This window comes from Caballeronia sp. A2-2, assembly GCF_057612605.2.
This window is the reverse complement of the sequence record NZ_CM173618.1, coordinates 44,049-58,610: the sequence shown is the minus strand read 5'-3', so window position 1 is coordinate 58,610 and position 14,562 is coordinate 44,049. Positions and strand designations below refer to the sequence as shown.

Annotated in this window: 11 protein-coding genes; 5 read left to right on the top strand and 6 right to left on the bottom strand. The window is 61.3% G+C overall.

Annotated elements, in window-relative coordinates; genetic code table 11:
* Positions 1-2: 2 nt before the first annotated feature.
* Genes ACZCWR_RS23895 through ACZCWR_RS23880 form a run of 4 tightly spaced genes read right to left on the bottom strand, consistent with a single transcriptional unit; the run spans position 3 to position 4,003 of the window.
* Positions 3-1,004 carry a transketolase family protein gene (locus ACZCWR_RS23895; RefSeq protein WP_487305529.1) on the bottom strand — a complete coding sequence of 334 codons (1,002 nt, stop codon included), beginning with the start codon at positions 1,002-1,004 and terminating at the stop codon, positions 3-5.
* Entirely contained in the window at positions 1,001-1,843 is an 843-nt protein-coding gene (locus ACZCWR_RS23890) for a transketolase (RefSeq protein WP_487305528.1), read from the bottom strand. The genes ACZCWR_RS23895 and ACZCWR_RS23890 overlap by 4 nt, the downstream gene beginning before the upstream one ends.
* Positions 1,844-1,871: 28 nt before the next feature.
* Positions 1,872-3,200 carry an MFS transporter gene (locus ACZCWR_RS23885; protein ID WP_487305527.1) on the bottom strand — a complete coding sequence of 443 codons (1,329 nt, stop codon included), beginning with the start codon at positions 3,198-3,200 and terminating at the stop codon, positions 1,872-1,874.
* A gap of 53 nt (positions 3,201-3,253) precedes the next feature.
* Complete coding sequence (locus tag ACZCWR_RS23880; protein ID WP_487305526.1) at positions 3,254-4,003, bottom strand: SDR family NAD(P)-dependent oxidoreductase; 750 nt, start codon at positions 4,001-4,003, stop codon at positions 3,254-3,256.
* A 241-nt stretch (positions 4,004-4,244) separates the two neighbouring features.
* Here ACZCWR_RS23880 and ybiA point away from each other — a divergent pair, with 241 nt between their 5' ends.
* The 5 genes from ybiA to ACZCWR_RS23855 all read left to right on the top strand — a co-directional run bounded on the left by ybiA (position 4,245) and on the right by ACZCWR_RS23855 (position 8,713).
* Positions 4,245-4,811, top strand: a complete 567-nt coding sequence (gene ybiA / locus ACZCWR_RS23875; protein ID WP_487305525.1) for a riboflavin biosynthesis intermediates N-glycosidase — start codon at positions 4,245-4,247, stop codon at positions 4,809-4,811.
* 559 nt (positions 4,812-5,370) lie between these two features.
* Positions 5,371-6,342, top strand: coding sequence for a type VI secretion system baseplate subunit TssF (locus ACZCWR_RS23870; protein WP_487305524.1), 972 nt, complete (start codon positions 5,371-5,373; stop codon positions 6,340-6,342).
* Positions 6,329-7,510 carry a hypothetical protein gene (locus ACZCWR_RS23865; RefSeq protein WP_487305523.1) on the top strand — a complete coding sequence of 394 codons (1,182 nt, stop codon included), beginning with the start codon at positions 6,329-6,331 and terminating at the stop codon, positions 7,508-7,510. The genes ACZCWR_RS23870 and ACZCWR_RS23865 overlap by 14 nt, the downstream gene beginning before the upstream one ends.
* The gene (locus tag ACZCWR_RS23860) at positions 7,507-8,397 is read left to right on the top strand and encodes a DUF4123 domain-containing protein (RefSeq protein ID WP_487305522.1); all 891 of its coding nucleotides are present in this window, start codon (positions 7,507-7,509) and stop codon (positions 8,395-8,397) included. Before ACZCWR_RS23865 ends, ACZCWR_RS23860 begins: the two co-directional genes overlap by 4 nt.
* A gap of 34 nt (positions 8,398-8,431) precedes the next feature.
* Complete coding sequence (locus ACZCWR_RS23855; RefSeq protein WP_487305521.1) at positions 8,432-8,713, top strand: PAAR domain-containing protein; 282 nt, start codon at positions 8,432-8,434, stop codon at positions 8,711-8,713.
* Between the two features lie 108 nt (positions 8,714-8,821).
* On the opposite strand, the gene ACZCWR_RS23850 is transcribed toward ACZCWR_RS23855, so the two are convergent.
* Together ACZCWR_RS23850 and ACZCWR_RS23845 are read right to left on the bottom strand one after the other, a co-directional pair.
* Positions 8,822-9,718, bottom strand: a complete 897-nt coding sequence (locus tag ACZCWR_RS23850; RefSeq protein WP_487305520.1) for a LysR substrate-binding domain-containing protein — start codon at positions 9,716-9,718, stop codon at positions 8,822-8,824.
* Between the two features lie 4 nt (positions 9,719-9,722).
* Positions 9,723-14,543 (bottom strand): response regulator, encoded by a 4,821-nt coding sequence (locus ACZCWR_RS23845; protein WP_487305519.1) that lies wholly within the window; start codon positions 14,541-14,543, stop codon positions 9,723-9,725.
* Positions 14,544-14,562 lie beyond the last annotated feature (19 nt).

The following is a 14,562-nucleotide window of genomic DNA, read 5'->3' as shown; positions in this document are numbered from 1 at the left end:
GATCAGCCGAGCCATCCTTTGATCGATGCCGCCATCGCCTGCGTCGAGATGCCGTAACGATCATGCAACGTGGGCAATGCGCCCGCATCGAGAAAGGCATCCGGCAGCGCTATTTGCTTATAAACGCAGGACACGCCCGCGCTCAACAACGTGATCGCGACCGCTTCACCGAGACCACCGATCACCGTGTGATTCTCCGCCACCACGACCATGCGCCCCGAACGCTTCGCCTCGCGAATGATGGTTTCCGTATCCAGCGGTTTGATGGTTGGCACATGTAGCACGGCCACATCCACCTTGTCCGCTTCGAGCGCCTTCGCGGTTTCCAGCGCACGCATGGTCATGATGCCCGACGAGATCATCAGCACGTCACGACCGTCACGCAGCATCTTGGCCTTGCCGAGTTCGAACGTATAGTCGTATTCATCGAGCACGGCGGGCACGTTGCCACGCAACAGCCGCGCATAAACCGGCCCTTTGTGCGCGGCGATGGCCGGGACCATTTGCTCGATATCGAGCGCGTCACAAGGATCGATCACGGTCATGTTCGGCATCGCGCGCATGAGCGCGAGATCTTCCGCCGCCTGATGGCTCGGGCCATAACCCGTTGTGAGGCCGGGCAGCGCGCAGACGATCTTCACATCGAGATCGTCTTCCGCGATGGTTTGATGGATGAAGTCATACGCGCGTCGCGTCGCAAAGACCGCATACGTGGTGACGAACGGTTGCGCGCCTTCGTGCGCGAAGCCCGCTGCCGCGCCCATCAACAGTTGCTCGGCCATGCCCATCTGATAGAAGCGCTCGGGAAACTCCTTGGCGAAGATATGAAGGTCCGTGTACTTGCTCAAGTCCGCCGTCATGCCGATGATGTCCGTCTTCGTGCGCGCGAGTTCCGTGAGCGCGTGACCGAACGGCGCGGAACGCGTGACCTGTCCATCGCCCGCGATGGATGCGATCATCGCGGAGGTCTTCAGGCGCGGCTTTTTATCGAGTGTCGTGCTCATGCTCGTCTCCCTTGTTCGAGTGCTTCCAGCGCCAGTTGCCATTCGTTTGCATCGACACGGATGAAGTGGTTTTTCTCGCGCGCTTCGAGGAACGGCACGCCGCAGCCCATCTTCGTATCGCACACGATGATGCGCGGCTTCGCTTCCTTCAGATTGCGCGCGTTGTCGAAGGCTTGTTTTACAGCATCGATATCGTTGCCATTTATGCGTTGCACATTCCAGCCGAACGCTTCGAGCTTAGGCACCAAAGGTTCGAATGCCATGATCTGCGTGGACGGTCCATCGGCCTGCTGATTGTTCACATCGATCATTGCGATCAGGTTGTCCAGCTTCCAGTGCGATGCCGACATCAAGCCTTCCCAGATCGCGCCTTCGTCGAGTTCGCCATCGGAAAAGAGCGTGTAGACGAAGGATTTCGAGCCTTTGCGCTTAAGCCCCAGACAACGGCCCACGGCGATCGTGAGGCCTTGCCCGAGCGAGCCGCCCGACATTTCCATGCCCGGCGTGTAACTCGCCATGCCGGACATCGGCAGACGGCTGTCGTCGCTGCCGTATGTTTCGAGTTCTTCCGGCGGCAGGATGCCTGCTTCGAACAGCACTGCATAAAGCGCGATGGCGTAATGACCGTTGGACAAAAGAAAGCGGTCGCGGCCTTCCCAATCGGGATCGTCGGCGTGGTATTCCATCGCGCCAAAGTAGGCGACGGCCAGCACATCGGCGATATCCAGCGCCTGGCCGATGTAGCCTTGCCCTTGCACTTCGCCCATCAACAATGCGTTGCGGCGAATACGGTAAGCGCGCTCGGCAAGCGTCGCTTCTTCGAGAACGGGAGTGCTCATATGCGTGTCTCCTTGAATTGGAATGAGTTCAGCGATTGACGTTTTTCGCGGGCACGAGCGATACGAGGAACGCGCCTACAACGACCGCCGCCGAGATGAAAATCAGTCCTGCTGTCGGCTTGCCCGTGAGATCGTTGAGCCAGCCGACGATGGCGGGCGAGAAGAAGCCCGCGAGATTGGCGAAGCAGTTGACCGCCGCGATACCCGCCGCCGCCGACATGCCGCCGAGCACGGCAGTGGGCAAGGCCCAGAACAAAGAGGATGACGAAAGAATCCCCGCTGCCGCCACGCTCACGCAGATGATCGATGCCCCCACGCTGCCGATCATCGGCAAGGTGGCGAAACCGGCGGCGGCGACGAGCATCGGAATGGCCAAATGCAAACGGCGTTCGCGATGCCGGTCCGCGCTCGAACCCAGCAGCGGCAACGCGATGATGGCGCACAGATACGGAATCGCCGTGAGCAGCCCGACCCAGAGCGGGTCGGCCACGCCGGTGCGGCGGATGATGGTCGGCAGCCAGAACGTAAGACCGTACTGACCGAGCACCACGCAGAAGTAGATCGCAGCCATGAGCCACAGACGGCGGTCGCTGGCGAAGGCGCGGATCGATACGTGTTTCACGGTCTGCGCGCTGTCTTTTTCGACGTTGCGCTTGAGCAGCGCCTTCTCGTCGTCGTTGAGCCACTTCGCGCTTGCAATGCCATTGTCCAGATAGAACAGGATCACCACGCCCAGCACGAGCGACGGCAACGCTTCGAGCATGAACAGCCACTTCCAGCCAGAAAGTCCGTGCAGGCCCGCGAAGGAATGCATGATCCAGCCCGACAGCGGCCCGCCCACGATACCCGCGAGGGGAATGGCCATGAAGAACATCGACAAGGCCTTGGCGCGTCGTTCGGCAGGGAACCAGTACGTGAGATAAAGAATCACGCCCGGCGCGAAACCCGCTTCCGCCACGCCCAGCAGAAAGCGCAACACATAGAACATGGTCGGCGTCTTGACGAACACGAAGCACGCCGAGATCACCGCCCACGTCAGCATGATTCGCGCGAGCCAATTGCGCGCGCCGACTTTATGCAGGATGAGATTGCTCGGCACTTCGAAGATGAAATAGCCAAGAAAAAAGATCCCCGCGCCAACGCCGTAAATCGTTTCGGAAAATTGAAGATCACTAAGCATCTGCAACTTAGCGAAGCCCACATTGACGCGATCCAGATACGCGCCGAGATAACACAACATCAGAAAGGGGATGAGGCGGCGCGCGACCTTGGCATAGGTTCGCGCTTCGAAGCTCTTGGCATCGTCGGACGAAGCGAGTTCGGCGGGCAGCGCCGTGGCGGCCAGTTTCGGTTTCATGCATGTCTCCTTTTTCTTGACGCCTTGGTTTATCCAAGTGCGTCGGTGCAATGTCAGTGAATCAGCATGCCGCCGTTTACATCGAGCGTGATGCCCGTGAGATAGCTCGACAAACCGCTCGCCAGGAACAGGCATGCGTTTGCTATATCGTTCGCCTCGCCGAGCCGTCCGAGCGGAATGCCCTTGATGATGTCCGCGCGCATCTCCGGCGTGAGCTTGCCGCCGGTGATGTCGGTTTGAATGAGACCGGGCGTGATCGAATTCACGCGGATATGGTCCGGGCCGAACTCGCGCGCCATCGCTTTTGCAAGACCGAGCACGCCCGCTTTCGCCGCGCTGTAATGCGGCCCGCCGAAAATGCCGCCACCGCGTTGCGCCGATACCGACGACATGCACACGATGCTGCCGCCTTGCTGCTTTTTCATCTGCGGAATGACGGCCTGCGACATGTACAGCGTGCCGCGCAGGCTCACGTCGATGACGGCATCGAAATTTTCGGCGGCGATTTCCAGCGTCTTGACCGGTTGCGTGATGCCGGCGTTGTTGATGAGCGCATCGATACGCCCGTATTTTTCGATCACCGCGCTTGCGGCGGCGACGCACGCGGTCTTGTTCGTGACATCGCATTCGAGGCCGATGTGGCCATCGCCGAGATCGGCAGCGGCGGCTTGCGCATCCGCCAGACGCAGATCGAGGATCGCGATGCGCGCGCCCTGTGCCGCGAGCGCTTTCGCCGTCGCCTTGCCGATGCCGCGCGCCGACGCCGCGCCCGTGACGATCACTACCTGGTTCTCTAACAGCATGTCGTGTCTCCGTTGATGTTGTGGTGATGGTGTAGGCGCAGTGTGGCCGCCAATCACTTGAGCATCAACGGAGTTTGCTTCAGGTATTGCTGAGAAATTTTCAGGTGTGGGCGTGAGGGTAAACCACTTAACGCGATGCCTTCCGTGAAGCAGGCCTTAACAAAATTTGCCAGTGTGGCGGCGCATCATCGGTTAAAAAAGCGGGCTACGTATCCCTTCTTTCATCACTCACGGAGTCCCCATGGCCGTAACAGACCGCGCTACCTTGCTCGATGCCATTCGCGATGGCTTCAATCCCGATTACCTGTTCTTCTGGGGGCATCGGTCGAAGCCGGGAGGGCCGGTAGGTGCGGAGTGTCTTTCTCAATGGTATCCGGCCGGATTCACGGTCAACGGGCGCACGTATCCCACCGCCGAGCATTTCATGATGGCGAGCAAGGCCGCGTTGTTCGGCGACACGGAAGCCTTCGAATGCGTGTTGCGAGCCGCCACGCCGGGCGATGCGAAGCGCATCGGACGCGAGGTCCGCGGCTTCGACAGCGAGCGCTGGAAAGAGGCCAGCGTGGAGCGTGTGAAGGCGGGGAACATCGAAAAGTTCAGCCAGAATCAGGCGCTGCGCGATTTCTTGCTGAGTACCGGCGACCGCGTGCTGGTCGAGGCAAGTCCTGTCGATAACATTTGGGGAATTGGATTAGCGGCGGACGATCCGCGTGCGATGAACCCGGAGCAATGGGAAGGTTCGAACTTGTTGGGCTTTGCTTTGATGGCGGTGCGCAACCGGCTTGTCAGCAAGCGAAAGAAGCGCTGACGGGAAATGGATGCCCCGAGCGGGTGGCAATGCCATCAGTCATATGTCAAGAAGCAGGCAGAGTAACGTTCTGGACTGGATTTAACGACTCGTTCGCGTGTGCGTTCGGGTCGTTTTTTATTGGACGAGACTTCAATCTTGCACACCAACGCATAACGTGGCCTCAATCTCTCGTCTCTTAGTATTTCGTTGATCATGGCCAGCATTGTCACTTTTAAACCATTGTAATTAGGTAAGCGAAAAAGCATTGCGCTACCCGGTCGAGCACTCAACCCGTAGCTTTGTTGATTGGGGCTCCTTTGGTTCGTGTTATTCGATCGTTTCTTTTCCACATTTTATGAAGATTCTCGTCTATCAGAATGTTGGCAATTGAAAGATAATCTGACCCCGACGCAACCGTACTTGCCGCGATTAGCTCATCCGGTCGTGGTTGCATGCAGTTTTCCAAGTTTATCGAGCCAAATTCATATTCATCACCAGTCATGTTCGTTAAGCATTGCAAAGTAGAGAGCGTTGATTTTCGGCTGGCCAGTAGTATCAACAAGCAAGATTCCGTCTGATGGACCCGCGTCTGCTCGCGGCCTACCTCGACGAAATTCGCTTCATGCAGGCGCTGGGTGGGGAATTTGCGCGGGCGCATCCAAAGATTGCTCGTCGCCTTGGCATGCTCGGAGAAGATGCAGAGGCCGAAGTAGGCGACCCCTACGTGCGCCGTCTGTTCGAGTCTTCCGCGTTCATCAACGCGCGCACGCAATTGCGCTTCGAAGACGAGTTCCCGCTCTTGACGCAAGCGCTGCTGTCCTCGGTGTACCCGAACTATCTGTCGCTCACGCCTTCGATTTCCATCGCACGGTTTTATCCCGGCGGCAAGGCGGGCGGCTTCACAACCGGCTATACGCTGGAGCGCGGCGTCGAGCTGAATGCCCTGAACTTACCCAGCGGAGAAAAGACCGCCTGCACGTTTCGTACAACGCAGGATGTCTCGTTCTATCCGGTGTCGATTCTGGATGGGCGACTGACTCACGTTCCCCCTGATCTCCTGGGGCAAAGCCGTTACGTGCCGCCCGATCGCCAGATAAGCGGCGCCTTGCGTCTGCGCTTGTGCACGATCGGCGGCGTACCGTTCTCGTCGCTTCGCGGGCTGGACCGGCTGCAAATCTATCTGGCAGGCGACGAACGTGTCGCCTCGCATCTGCATGAGTTGATTCACACCGGTGCGGTCGTGTCGGTGATCGGCGAGCCGGGGCGCTTCAGCGAAGCGGGCTACGTGCCGCACGTCGTTCGATCGGATGCGGTCGTTCAGGACGGGCTCGGGCCGGACGAAGCCGTGCTGCCGCTGGGGGCGCGCAAGTTTCTGGGTCACAACCTCGTGCAGGAATACTTCGCGTGTCCGAACCGGTTTTACTTCTTTACGCTGACGGGACTCGAAGCCGGACTCGCGCGCAAGCGCATCGACGAGGAGCATATCTATGCGCTGAACGTCGCGCGCAAGATCACCGCGGGCGAGGTCGCGCTCAATGACTACGACTAAAGGCCTCGATTCGTGCAAGCTCAGTCAGATTCCGTTGCATGACATGTATATTGCAGCGCTCGAAGCCGGCGTGCCGCTCATTGTGGGCGAGGAAATCCTCAAGAATAAGGATCGAGCGGCTGATTTTGATATCGATCTGACAACGATCAAGAAGTTCAATGCATGGCGCTTGGCCGCACCACCAATAACCCAGTTTGAAGAGGCTATGCAGTACGGTATGCGTCAGATGCTGGCGTGGCGCACGCTGCGCGCGCAACCGGGAGGCCAATATGTCACAGAACAGCCTTTCTACCGACGCGCTCAGGAAGACGCCTATTCGCCTGTCCAGCTTCGAGATAAGGTAGAAAAAGCTCAGAAGACTGATCCGCAATATCAAGCGCTGATTCAGCAGCACAGGGATGCCGAGGCTAGGCAACGAGCAAATGGCGCAGACGGCAACGTCTATTCGCTAACTGATGCGCGCAAACTGTCGGATCAGATCAACGGCCTGAAAGTTGAAGAAAGGGCGCGTATCGAGAAGCTGACGGGAGAGGTCGCGCATCCCGGTTCAAAGCCCGTTGAGCCCGGATCACGGCCCAACACCAGTCGCCCCGGCGAAACACCGTCCGATATGCCCACGAATGACAAGCGAGACTTGCGTCAGGGCGCGGAAGAAATGCGGCTGCTGTTGGCGTATCTCGACCCTGCGCAGCGCCCACGGTTTCGGATTGATCAGAGCTTGCCGGTGGACCTGCCGCGCGTGGAGCACGCAGCGCCTTCCGATTCACCTAATGTGAGGATTGTCGAGCGGGGAGTGAGAAGCCTTTGGAATGGCGCGACTACGCTTTTCATCTTTGACCCGAATGACGATTTCGTGCTTAAGCCGGTGCAGGATGTCTTGCCTTTCATGCGCGAATGTACGTCGGATGCTGCCGTAATGAAACTTGCGTCGCAGCCGGATGTGGTCGCACTGTATGACGACCTCATTCACGACAGCCGCTGCTGGTTCAAGGTGCCCTGGTTTCGCGAGAATGCGCCCGGCGGCTATTTCTGGCCGCGAGTCGTGTTCCAAGGTAACAACGATCGCTCCCATTGGCTGGGCATCGATCCTTTGAAGGTGGCGCTTGATGCGAACCTGAACCAAGGCGTCGATTCTGTGGCCAACTCCGAACGGACGGAGATTGCATGATGAGTCAAAGCTTGCCGGTCAATTCAAACAATGAATCGCGTTCTCGCTTATACGGTCTGGTGGACGCTGCGGCTAGTCCGGAACAGATCTATGCGCTGCTCACGCAGTCGGGCGAGGCTTTCCGCTCCGTCTATTCCGGTTTGCCTGAAGAGGAAATGGACCACGCGTCGCTGTTTCTCGTGCCCATTTCCGACACGAGCGCCGAATGGTTCATGGAACTCGACAGGATCGATTTACACACGCCGTGCCTGTCCCTGCTGAAAAGCCGCGCCGATCGGGATTCGCTGATTGCTCATCTTCAGGCGTTTCTCTTCGCCGAGATCGGCGACAACATGACAGCGATGATCCGTTTTTTTGACCCACGTAATAGCAGGGCGGTACTTGACATCTGGGGCAAGCAAATTCGCGAGATGTTCTTGGGACCGATCGAGCAGTGGATGGTTCGCGGACGACATGAGGACTGGCAGCGTATTCAGGCTGGTTCGCAGCCAACCGGCCGCATCTGCAGGTCGATCCTGGTTCGCCTCGATCAGGCTGAGACGGATGCATTGATGGCCCATACGGAGCCAGATGAATTGCTGGCGGTGCTGATCGAAAACGAGGTGGTCGATGGCACGCGTCCCTATCTCGAACGCTTCACCGATTTTCATCCCCGCTATCGCCAGGCTTTGCGATGGGGAATAACGGAGCCGGGCGATCGGCTGCTTTTTTGCCAGTACAGTTATCTGTATGGCGCGGCCTTCGATCGCCACAGAAGCGTTCACGAGGCCTTGTTGAGTCGAAAGAGCACGGGCGAATCATTCAGGCGAACCGTCAGCCGAATACCTACGGTTATCTGGGATGACATCGCACGCCAGCCCGATAAATTCGATGCAATGGCGAACTGATAAACGCACCATCCAGATCACAACGGAGTTCCTTATGCCTTTACAGATGATAGTTGTCGGCGATACCACTTCTCATGGCGGCAGAGTCATTACCGGTTCGGAAACGCACACGATTGGCGACAGGCGAATTGCTCGTCTCGATGATCTCGTCGACTGTCCACAGAGTTACCCGGATGGCCGCCCGCACGGGATCAACAAGATCATCGAGGCGCATCCCACCTTTGAGATTGGTGAGCGACGCGTCGCACTGCATGGACACCATACCGAATGTGGCTGCACGTTGATCGGGAGCACGGCTGCCAGCATTGGCGACTGAGGCGAGGGCGTGATTCGGGCGCCGACATCTGAAAAAAGGTGGCACCTTTGCTTGCGTCGCGGGGCACGGCGTTGATATGCAGAGTCTAGACGTAATAAGTCGGCGTCCTCAACGTGGCGCCACCCCTCGCTCGATCTCCCCCTCGATCCACGCCAAGAACTTAGCCACCCTGGGCAACATCGCATTCTGCGCGGGATAAACCAGATGGTGCGCGCTCACCTCCACCGCATGTTCCCGCCCGAACACGCGCACCAAGGTCCCGCGCTCCAGATGCCCCGACGCCAGCATCGTGCTTTCCAGCGCGATGCCATGCCCGAGCGACGCCGCCTCCAGCGACATATACGAGCGGTCGAACGACAACTCGAAGGCCTTGCGCCGCACGGTCACGCCGAACTTGCCGAACCATTGCTGCCATTGCACGAGCGGCGTCTCGGAGAGAATCAGGCGCCGTTCGAGCAACTGTTCGGGCGATGTCACCGGAAACCGTTCGAGATATGCGGGCGAGGCCATCGGCGCGATGGTTTCATGCCGCAGCGTGCGCACTTCGACATCGTTCCAGTGCGCATAACCATGCCGCACGTCGATATCGAAGTAACCGCTCGTCAGCGAGATGCTTTCATACGAGCACGCGAGGTTCATCTGAATGTCGCCGTTGGCTTCCTGAAACGCGGCAAGACGCGGCAACAGCCACATGAAACCAAAGCTCGGGCTCGAATGTATGCGCAAAATTTCAACCGATGCCTCGCTCGATGCCCGCTCCGTCGCGCGATTGAGTTCGGCGAGCGCGCCGGTCACGTCCGTAAGATATTGCGTGCCGGTCGGCGTCAGAACGAGGCCGCGCCCGAGCCGCGTGAACAGCGGCCGCCCCACGATGCTTTCCAGATTCGCCAGTTGATGACTCACGGCGGAAGGCGTGAGGCCGAGTTCATCGGCGGCGCGGTTCACGCTCTTGGTCCGCGCCACGCTCTCGAACGCGATGATCGATTTCAGCGGCGGCAGACGCATGGCGCTATCGCACCTTCGCGGCGTTCAGCGCATCCATGAGCGCGAGCGGATCGTAGGGCTTGCGCAACTGGATGGCGTTGGGCAGCGCGCGGCGCTGGGCATCGGTCAGTGTCAGATCGAAACCGGTGACGAAGACCACGCCCATGTGCGGCGCATCGCGGCAAGCGGTCATGGCAAGTTCAACGCCGGACTGGCCGGCGAGATCGACATCGGTCAGCAGCAGTTCGAAGCGATGCTCGCGCAACAGCGTGAGCGCTTCGTCCACGCTGGCCGCTTCGGTGAGATCGAGGCCAAACGTGCGCATGAGTTCCGCGCTGCTCGTGCGCACCAGTTCGTTGTCTTCCACGAACAGCACGCGCTGGCGTGAAAGCGCATCGTCGGCGAGTGCGGCGGGCACGTCCGCGCCCGCATGCGACGCTTCCGGCGCATCTTCCTTCGCCTGCAATCCGATCACATGACGGACCTTGCGCGCCAATGCCTCGTGCGTATAAGGCTTGCTCAACAGGTCGATGCCTTCATCCAGCCGCCCCGCATGGACGATGGCGTTATCCGTATAACCCGACGTGAACAGCACCGCGATGCCCGGCAGCCGCTCGCGCGACTTGCGCGCGAGTTCCGTGCTGCGCAGTGGGCCGGGCATGACGACATCGGTGAACAGCAGATCGACCGGCACGCCGCTTTCGATGATGGCAAGCGCACTCTGCGCATCCTTCGCGCGCAGCACGCGATAGCCCAGGTCGGTGAGCATGGCGACGACCGTCGCACGCACTTCCTCGTCGTCCTCGACCACGAGAATGGTTTCGCTGCCGCCCTTGGCGGGACCGGCATCGACGACGGTTTCGAGGTCTTCTTCCTCACGCGCGCGCGGCAAGTACAAACGCACCGTCGTGCCATGGCCTTCTTCGCTATAGACCTTCACATGGCCGCCCGACTGCTTGACGAAGCCGTACACCATCGAGAGCCCGAGGCCCGTTCCCTGACCCTCGCGCTTGGTCGTGAAGAACGGCTCGAAGGCGCGTTCCTGCACTTCGGGCGACATGCCGGTGCCGGTGTCGGTGACGGCGACCATCACGTACTGGCCGGGCGTGACTTCGGCGTTGCGCAGCGCGTAGGCGGCATCGAGCGATGCATTGCCCGCCTCGATGGTCAGCTTGCCGTGGCCGCTCATGGCATCGCGCGCGTTGATGGCGAGATTGAGCAGCGCGTTCTCCACCTGAAACGGATCGACCAGCGTGTTCCACAATCCGCCCGACACGATGGTTTCGATCTCGATGCCATCGCCCAGCGCGCGCCGGAACATGTCGTCCAGCCCGCGCACGAAGCGCCCGAGATTCACGACCTTCGGTGCGAGCGGTTGCCGCCTGCCGAACGCGAGCAGTTGCGAGGCGAGATTCGCGCCGCGCGCCACGCCCGCGAGCGCGCTCTTGACGCGTTGCTCGGACTTCGCGTTTCCCACGACGTCCTTGGCAAGCAGTTGCAGATTGCCGCCGATCACTTGCAGCAGGTTATTGAAGTCATGCGCGACGCCGCCCGTCAGCTTGCCGATGGCTTCCATCTTCTGCGCCATGCGCAGCGCTTCTTCGGCGTGACGCAGCGCGTCGGCGGTTTCGCGGTCGGCGGTCACGTCGCGCCCCACGCCGTGGATGCGCCGCGTGCGCGGATCGAACGAGAGATTCCACGCGATCCAGCGCCAGCCTTCGTCCACGCGCGAGACGCGGCATTCGAAGCGCGCGGGATTGCCGGTCTCGCGCAGCCGGTCGAGTTCGGCGGCGGCGACGGCGGCGTCGTCCGAATGAATGAGGTCGAGCAACGTGCCCGCATGCAAACGCGTCGGGTCGATGCCGAGCAGCGTCGACCATGACGGACTCACGCGCAGCAACGCGCTGTCGTAGCTGGTGACGACGAACAGATCGTCGCTCAGTTCCCACAGCCGCTCGCGATCCGCGATGGCATCCGCCACGCGCCGTTCCAGCGTTTCGTTGAGATCGCGCAGCGCGGATTGCGCCCGCGTGCGTTCCACGATCTCGTCCTGCGCCGCCTGAAACAGCCGCGCATTGTCGATGGCGATGGCCGCCTGCGCCGCGATGCCCGTCACGATCCGCTCCGCGCGCCGGTCGAACATGCCGGGCTGCGGATGGCCGAAGAACAGCCCGCCCAGCACTTCGCCCGAGCGCGACATGACCGGCGCGGACAGATAGCTCACGACCTTCAGATGCCCGTCCGGCATGCCACGATGCGGCGCGTTCTGGCCGTAGCGCGGGTCTTTCGTGATGTCGTCCGAGCGGACGATGCCCTCGCCATTGAAGGTCGGCCCGAACACGGCGGTGTTGCGCGGCATCGGAAACTGCGCGAAGGCGTCCTTGGGCACGCCGGAGAGCGTGTAGAGCGTGTAGCTTTCGCCTTGCTGGTCCAGCACGTTGTAAAAGAACGAGCCGAAGGCGGCGCCCGTGAGTTCGGTGGCGGCATCGACCACGACCTGCACCGCGCGCGACAAGTCGAGTTCGCCCGCGACCGCCGTGCCCACGCGGTTGAGCACTTCGAGCGTGCGCGATTCCTCGCGCAGGCGTTGTTCGGTTTCCTGCCGCAGACGCGCAAGCCGCAGATTGCTCGATACGCGCGCCAGCAGTTCGCGCGCGGAAAACGGCTTGATGAGATAGTCGTCCGCGCCCGCTTCGAGACCACCCACGCGCGCTTCCTCGCCCGCGCGCGCGGACAGCAGCACGACGGGCGTTTCGCGCAAGGTGTCGTCGGCGCGCACGGCTTGCAGCAGGCCGAAGCCGTCGAGGCGCGGCATCATCACATCCGACAGGATGACTTCGGGCAGTGATGAGCGCGCCATGTCGAGCGCGGCTTCGCCATCGGCGGCGACGCTGACTTCGTGACCGGCCGCCGTCAGCATGCGGCGCATGTAGTCGCGCAGGTCGGCGTTGTCGTCGACCACGAGCACGCGGCCGTAGAGGCCATCGGCGGCGTCGGATTCTTCTGCCGGCTCGGCGAGCAAGGTTTCGTCGGCGTCGGGAATCCAGCGCAATGCGGCATCGACATAGGTGTGGGCGCGGCGGCTTGCTTCGGCGCGGGCGGCGGGTGGCGGCGCGCTGTCCACGCGCATGCCCGGAATCGTGACGACGAAGCACGCGCCTTCGCCCGGCGCGCTCTGCACGTCGATGCGTCCGCCATGCAGCCCGACGAGTTCCTGCACCAGCGCCAACCCAATGCCGCTGCCTTCCACCGAACGTCCCGCCGCACCCGCCACGCGATGAAAACGCTCGAACACGCGCGCCAGTTCGTGCGCGGGAATACCGATGCCGCTATCGCGCACGCTCAGGCGAATCTCGCCGTTCGCATCACGTTGCAAGGCGATCCCGATGTCTCCGTCGAACGTGAACTTGAACGCGTTCGACAGCAGGTTCATCACGACCTTTTCCCACATGTCGCGGTCGATATCGGCCATCACCGGCGTCGCCGGAATGTCGATATTCAGCCGCAACCCCGCCGACTCGATAGCCGAGCGAAACAGCGACGCGAGTTCGGCCGTGAACGCCGCGATATCGGTCGGCTGCCGGTTCATCTCGATGCGGCCCGCCTCGATGCGCGAGAAATCGAGCAGCGCGTTGACGAGCTTGAGCAGCCGCGTGCCGTTGCGCTGCATGATCTGGATCAGGCGCACGTCTTCCGCGTCCACGCGCGATGGGTTCGCGAGCAGTTGCTCCATCGGCCCGAGCATCAGCGTGAGCGGCGTGCGGAATTCGTGGCTGATGTTGGAAAAGAACGTGGTCTTGGCGCGGTCGATCTCGGCGAGCGCTTCGGCGCGGCGGCGTTCTTCGTCATAAGCATGCGCGTAACCGATGGCCGCGCCGATCTGCCCGGCGACAAGATTCATGAAGGACGCGTAGCCTTCGTCGAACACGCGATGCGGATTGAGCGCGGCGACCAGCACGCCCGCACGTCCGGTTTCGCCGGATGGCGCGATGGGCAGCACGACGGCCTGCGTCGGCGCCGTGCTCCATGCGCCGGCGGGCAAGGGCGCGTCGATGAGCGTATCGAGTGAATCGACGAGGCGCGCGCGGTTCTCGCGCAGCACGTCGTGCAAGGGCCACGGCGCGTTTTGGATCGCGGCAGCGTGCACCGGTTCGATGCCGCTCGCGCCGACGAGCATCGCCGCGTTCTCGCCGGGTTCGATGGCGTAGAGCAGCGCGAAGGGCACGTCGCGCGATGCGGCGTCGAGCGCCTGCATCGACAACGTGCAGGCCTCGCGCCAGGTGCGCGCATTCGCCGCGGATGCCGCCAGTTCGCGCAGCACCAGCAGTTGCCGTTCGCCGAGCACGCGTTGCGTGTCGTCGCTGTTCGCGCAGATGATGCCGCCGGTGCCGTGACGATCGTCGGGAATCGGGCTGTAGGAGAAGGTGTAATACGTCTCCTCGGGAAAGCCGTTGCGCTCCATGATGAGCAACTTCTGTTCGACGAACGTGCCTTCCACGCCCGCGAGCGCCGTGTCGAGCAACGGGCCGATCTCGCTCCAGATCTCGCGCCATACGACCGAAGTCGGCTGACCCAGCGCATGCGGATGCTTGCCGCCGATGATGGACTTGTAAGGATCGTTGTAGAAGAACAGAAGCTGCGGACCCCAGCCGACCCAGATCGGCTGGCGCGATGTCAGCATGATGCGGATGGCCGTCTTGAGACTTTGCGGCCAGTGTTCGGGATCGCCGAGCGAGGTGTGCGTCCAGTCGAAGCCGCGGATGAGCGCGCCCATTTCACCGCCGCCCAGCAGAAAGCTCGGGTCGTGGCCTGCTCTCGGGTCCGGGATCAGATGGTCAGCATTCATCGACGCGCGTGGCTCCTTG